The 4,602-nt window shown below is 34.0% G+C and carries 4 protein-coding genes; 3 read left to right on the top strand and 1 reads right to left on the bottom strand.

Going from position 1 to position 4,602, the window contains the following annotated elements; all coding sequences use genetic code 11:
- Positions 1–310: 310 nt before the first annotated feature.
- On the bottom strand, positions 311–1,435 hold the full coding sequence (locus H4K35_RS15400; RefSeq protein WP_182628792.1) for an Omp28-related outer membrane protein: 1,125 nt from the start codon (positions 1,433–1,435) through the stop codon (positions 311–313).
- Between the two features lie 113 nt (positions 1,436–1,548).
- Here H4K35_RS15400 and H4K35_RS15395 point away from each other — a divergent pair, with 113 nt between their 5' ends.
- The 3 genes from H4K35_RS15395 (at position 1,549) to H4K35_RS15385 (ending at position 4,428) form a co-directional block, all read left to right on the top strand.
- On the top strand, positions 1,549–2,034 hold the full coding sequence (locus H4K35_RS15395) for a TlpA disulfide reductase family protein (protein WP_182628791.1): 486 nt from the start codon (positions 1,549–1,551) through the stop codon (positions 2,032–2,034).
- A gap of 4 nt (positions 2,035–2,038) precedes the next feature.
- Positions 2,039–3,697 (top strand): DUF6029 family protein, encoded by a 1,659-nt coding sequence (locus H4K35_RS15390; protein ID WP_182628790.1) that lies wholly within the window; start codon positions 2,039–2,041, stop codon positions 3,695–3,697.
- A gap of 410 nt (positions 3,698–4,107) precedes the next feature.
- A complete protein-coding gene (locus tag H4K35_RS15385; protein WP_182628789.1) occupies positions 4,108–4,428 on the top strand; it encodes a hypothetical protein in 321 nt (106 codons plus the stop codon).
- Positions 4,429–4,602 lie beyond the last annotated feature (174 nt).

Genomic DNA, 4,602 nt, shown 5'->3' with positions numbered 1-4,602 from the left:
TTTACCTTTTGGTTGCTGTGGGTAATACTTAATTGAAGCCATAACGATATGATTTATATATACTGTAAATTTAGTTTTATCCAACCAATTATCCAACCATTTCTGAATTTTAATGTTTTTTGTTTTTGCTAAAACACATAAAGCCCTTATAAGTAAAGCTTTTTAGATGTATTTAGATGTAATAAGGTTTAACAAGAAACAATAGTTATTCTCCAAGAGGGGGAGCAAAAAAAGCCTGACAAGAAATTGTCAGGCTTTTTTGTTTCAATAAGAAAGAGAAAGAGCCACAATCAAATTGTGGCTCTTTTTATTAACGTACTACTTGGTAGTTCATTTCAGTATTTGATTTGGTATAAGCCGCATTTAACACTTTTCCGTTTTTATCTGTTACGACAACAACAATTCTGGTGTTGTCTAAGTTAGCTGCATGATGTTTAATATAAATATTTTCATTTGTGTATTCACCACTCTTTACACTTACTGCCGAACTAATTTCTTCTCCTCTAAACCCATTTGCTAAACCAACCAATGTGTTGTTATGTTCGAAATTTTGTAAAAAACCATTTACTGTTTGATAGTTTGTATAAAGATTCGGTAAGTAGTTTGACTGTCTGAATAGTAAATGATCCTCGACCATGAAAACAGCAAATTTTACTCCTTCAGTATAATCCTCTCCAAATTTAATTCCAACTTTTACAATTCCATCATTTTCATAGATTTCTGAGTTGATTTTAATACCAATGGTAGAGTGATCTTTAATATAAGTTTGAAAATTATTAAAGTTACCCTCAAAATCATCTACTCTGTCAATCATTCCAAAAGGATATCCTCCAACTCCAACTTCGTTTTCGAAGCTTCTTCTTTCTGTTTTGAAGAAGTCGAATGGATCATGTCCTCCGTGATTAACGTTTGGGTTTGTTGAGTTATGAATAGCAATAGCTACGATATTGTTTGGGTAATTCTCTTCAAGTTTTTCGATTTTATCTGCTACTCGTGGGCAATATCCACACCAAGCACCAGTAAAGTCTTCTACAACTACTTTGTGAACGAATTTCAATGCATTGTTGATTTCTTCATCATCTTTAAATACAGAAATAGTTAAGGTGTTACTTTTTTCACCTGTTGCTTTTTTCGCATGTACTTTAAATTCTCCAATTTGATCAAAGGTTTTAGTGTCACTCTCAATGGCTTGCTCATCAATAAAGAATTGAACATCTTTAATAATTTCATTACCGAATTTAGCTGAGAATGTAACTACATCATCAACTTTAATTGTTGTGTTAGTTGCAGTAATAGTTAATTCTTTTTTTCCTGGAGGTGGATTGTCATCATCATTACCACCTTTGTTATCGTCACTTGAAGAACAGGACGCACTGAATAATCCTATCCCTAAAGTAAGTACAAGGAGTAGGAAGTAATTTTTTGTTGTTTTCATAAAATTATTTGTTAAAGTTGTTTTCGTAAAAATATGTATAAATTTCGGTTAACAAAAAGTTAAATATACATTTTTTTGTCTATTTTTGAACCTTACAACTAAAACTGAATATTATGAAAGCGTTTTATGCATTTATGTTACTGTTTGTCTTTTCTACAGTTAATGCTCAACAAAAGGATTTACCTGCTGTTGTGCTTGCAGATCTAGAGGGCAAAAAAATTGATTTTTCTTCTTATGCTAATGAGGAGAAGCCTGTCATTGTAAGTTTTTGGGCAACTTGGTGTGGACCATGTTTGAAGGAATTAGCCGCAATTAATGATGTGTATGATGATTGGCAAAAAGAAACTGGAGTAAAATTAATTGCTGTTTCTATTGATGATGCCAAGTCAGTGAAACGAGTAAAACCTTTAGTTAATGGAAAAGGTTGGGATTACACTGTATTATTGGATACGAATCACGATCTGAAAAGAGCAATGAATGTAGTGAATGTGCCCTTCACAGCAGTGGTATATAAAGGCAAAATTGTTTATAAGCACACTAGCTATACACCAGGAGTTGAAAAAGAATTAATTAAACAAGTTAAAGCTTTAATTAAGTAAGTCGATGAGAAAGATATTTTTTACGGCTTGTGGATTGCTTCTTTTTTTCGGAGCTAAAGCACAGGTTCGCGTTGGTTTTGAAAATAATTCGCAATGGTATATTGATGATAAGAAGATCAAAATTGATGAGAATGAAGCCGAGGATCGCTTTAGAACAAATTCTTATTTGAAAGTTGACTATGATTGGAAAAATTGGAGTTTTGGCGTTCAAGTAGAGGGGTATGAGCCTAAAGCATTATTGAATTATTCCCCTGACTATAAGGGATTCGATATTGGAACACTCTACGCAAGATATAACAATAGAGAATTGGGATTAGATGTGACGGCTGGGCATTTTTACGATCAGTTTGGTAGTGGGTTATTATTTCGTTCATGGGAAGATAGACAGCTAGGTATTAATAACGCTGTGCTCGGATTAAACGTGAAGTATACGTTATTAGATTATATCGATGTTACCGTTTTAGGTGGAAAGCAACGTGTTGGAATGGGATTTGATTTATCCAATTCTTTTTTGATAGGAGGTGATGTGAATGTTGATATTTCCGGTATGATGGAAAACTATGAGATAGACTGGTCTGCAGGTTTCAGCTATCTTGGTCGCATGGAGAACTCAAGACAATATAATACCGATTTAGATAAACTGACTAGTGGTTATAGTGGGAGAATGAATTTTGGTAAGGGTGGTTTCTATATGGGTGTTGAATATGTTTATAAAGACAAAGATGCGCTTGTAGATTTGTTTCGCGTTAAACCCGATGTTCAACAGAAAGGGAATGCTTTATTAATTAATGGAGGATATGCTAAGAAAGGTTTAGGTTTCGATGTTAATCTTAGAAGAATGGAAAACATGAGTTTCTATTCTGAACGAAATCTTGCTGGGAATGATTATTTTAAAGGTACTTTAAACTATATTCCAGGACTGACCAAACAATACGACTATTCTTTGCAGAATATTTATGTGTATCAAGCACAACCTACTTTTGATCTAGAGAGACAGGGTAAGTTAGGGGAAATTGGAGGACAATTTGATTTTTACTATGAGTTTGCTAAAGGTACAACGCTAGGAGGAGAGTATGGAACTAATGTTGTTGTGAATGGATCCTATTGGGCAAATCTTGAAAATGAACAAAAAGCTGATAAATCTGGAACTAAGGCTGATTTCTTTGGATTTGGAGAAAAAAGCTATTCAGATTTGGGGATTGAAGTTCGAAAGAAATGGTCAAAAAATTGGTCTTCTATTTTTATGTATTTGAACCAATATTATAATCCAGGTATTTTAGAAGAAAGACCTGGAATTGGGAAGTACAAAGTAAACATTGCTTCTTTCGAAACTACATATCAATTCTTGGATAATAAATCGGTTCGCTTAGAAGCACAACATTTATGGACGAAAGAAGATAAAAAGAATTGGGTAGGAGGAACTCTAGAGTTTGCTTATAATGCTAATTGGGCTGTCTTTGTTAATGATATCTATAATTATGGTAATGATATTAAAGATGAACGTATTCATTATTATAATGCAGGGATCAGTTATACGAAAGGTACGACGCGTATATCTACAAGTTATGGAAGACAACGCGGAGGATTATTATGTGTAGGTGGGGTATGTCGTTATGTAACTGAAGCTGCCGGATTAACAGTTGGTATCACAACATCATTTTAAGATTTTATATTTTAGAATTATTATTTTGTTTTTGTACAGAAAGGAGAGCGAAAGCTCTCCTTTTTTATTTATACATTTATTGTTAGTTTTCTTTAGTTTTCCTCATTCCTTGATAAGCTACTATAAGACTAGTTCTTCCTTTTATATTAATAAAGCGACATGTTTGGACAATTTATATAGAGGCGATGATATTTTTAGCCCTCCTCACCAAACCATGTAGCTAAAACATCAACACCTATATAAAAGGAGTTTCCATACCAAGACGCTTGAGTTGTATTTCCTTCCTTTATATGGATTGTACTTAATAAGTAGGTCCCTATGATTAAAAGCTATTTTCTTTTTTTGGTGCATACTCTTGGCTATTTCGAATTTGCTTTCCTTTTTTTATAACCCTCCTATAAAGGTTGTGATTGGTTGTTGTAGTTGTTTTTCATGTCTCTGCTTCGACTCCCCTCCAACACTTCTTCGACAAAAAGGCCTTTTTTCCAGTAACTGTGCAGGGAGAGTTGGAGGGGAGTTGGAGGGGAGTTGGAGAGGAATACCAAGAAATAGGAGACGAACCTCACGACGAGCAAAGAGCGACGAGCAAAGAGCAAAGAGCAACGAGCAAAGAGCAACGAGCAAAGAGCAACGAGCAAAGAGCAACGAGCAAAGAGCAACGAGCGAACCGCGCAACCTACAAAAAAAAACTTTTCGATCTAACGTGCGTTATAGTAATGAGTTGTGAATAAAAGTGAAATTTTACTAAAAAAAAAGCAACAAATAATTTGGAAGTGGGGAAAAAGGTACTACTTTTGCATCCGCATTAAACAAGCAGACGTTCATAGAAAAGCAGTAGAAAAGGCTTGAGATTGGTTCAGAAATATTTTTTAAAAATAAATTTGGATAATCGAAATAAAGAGTCT

It is taken from the genome of Myroides sp. NP-2, assembly GCF_014145665.1.
GTDB lineage: Bacteria > Bacteroidota > Bacteroidia > Flavobacteriales > Flavobacteriaceae > Flavobacterium.
The sequence above is the reverse complement of the archived record's forward strand: the minus strand, read 5'-3'. Positions and strand labels throughout refer to the sequence as shown.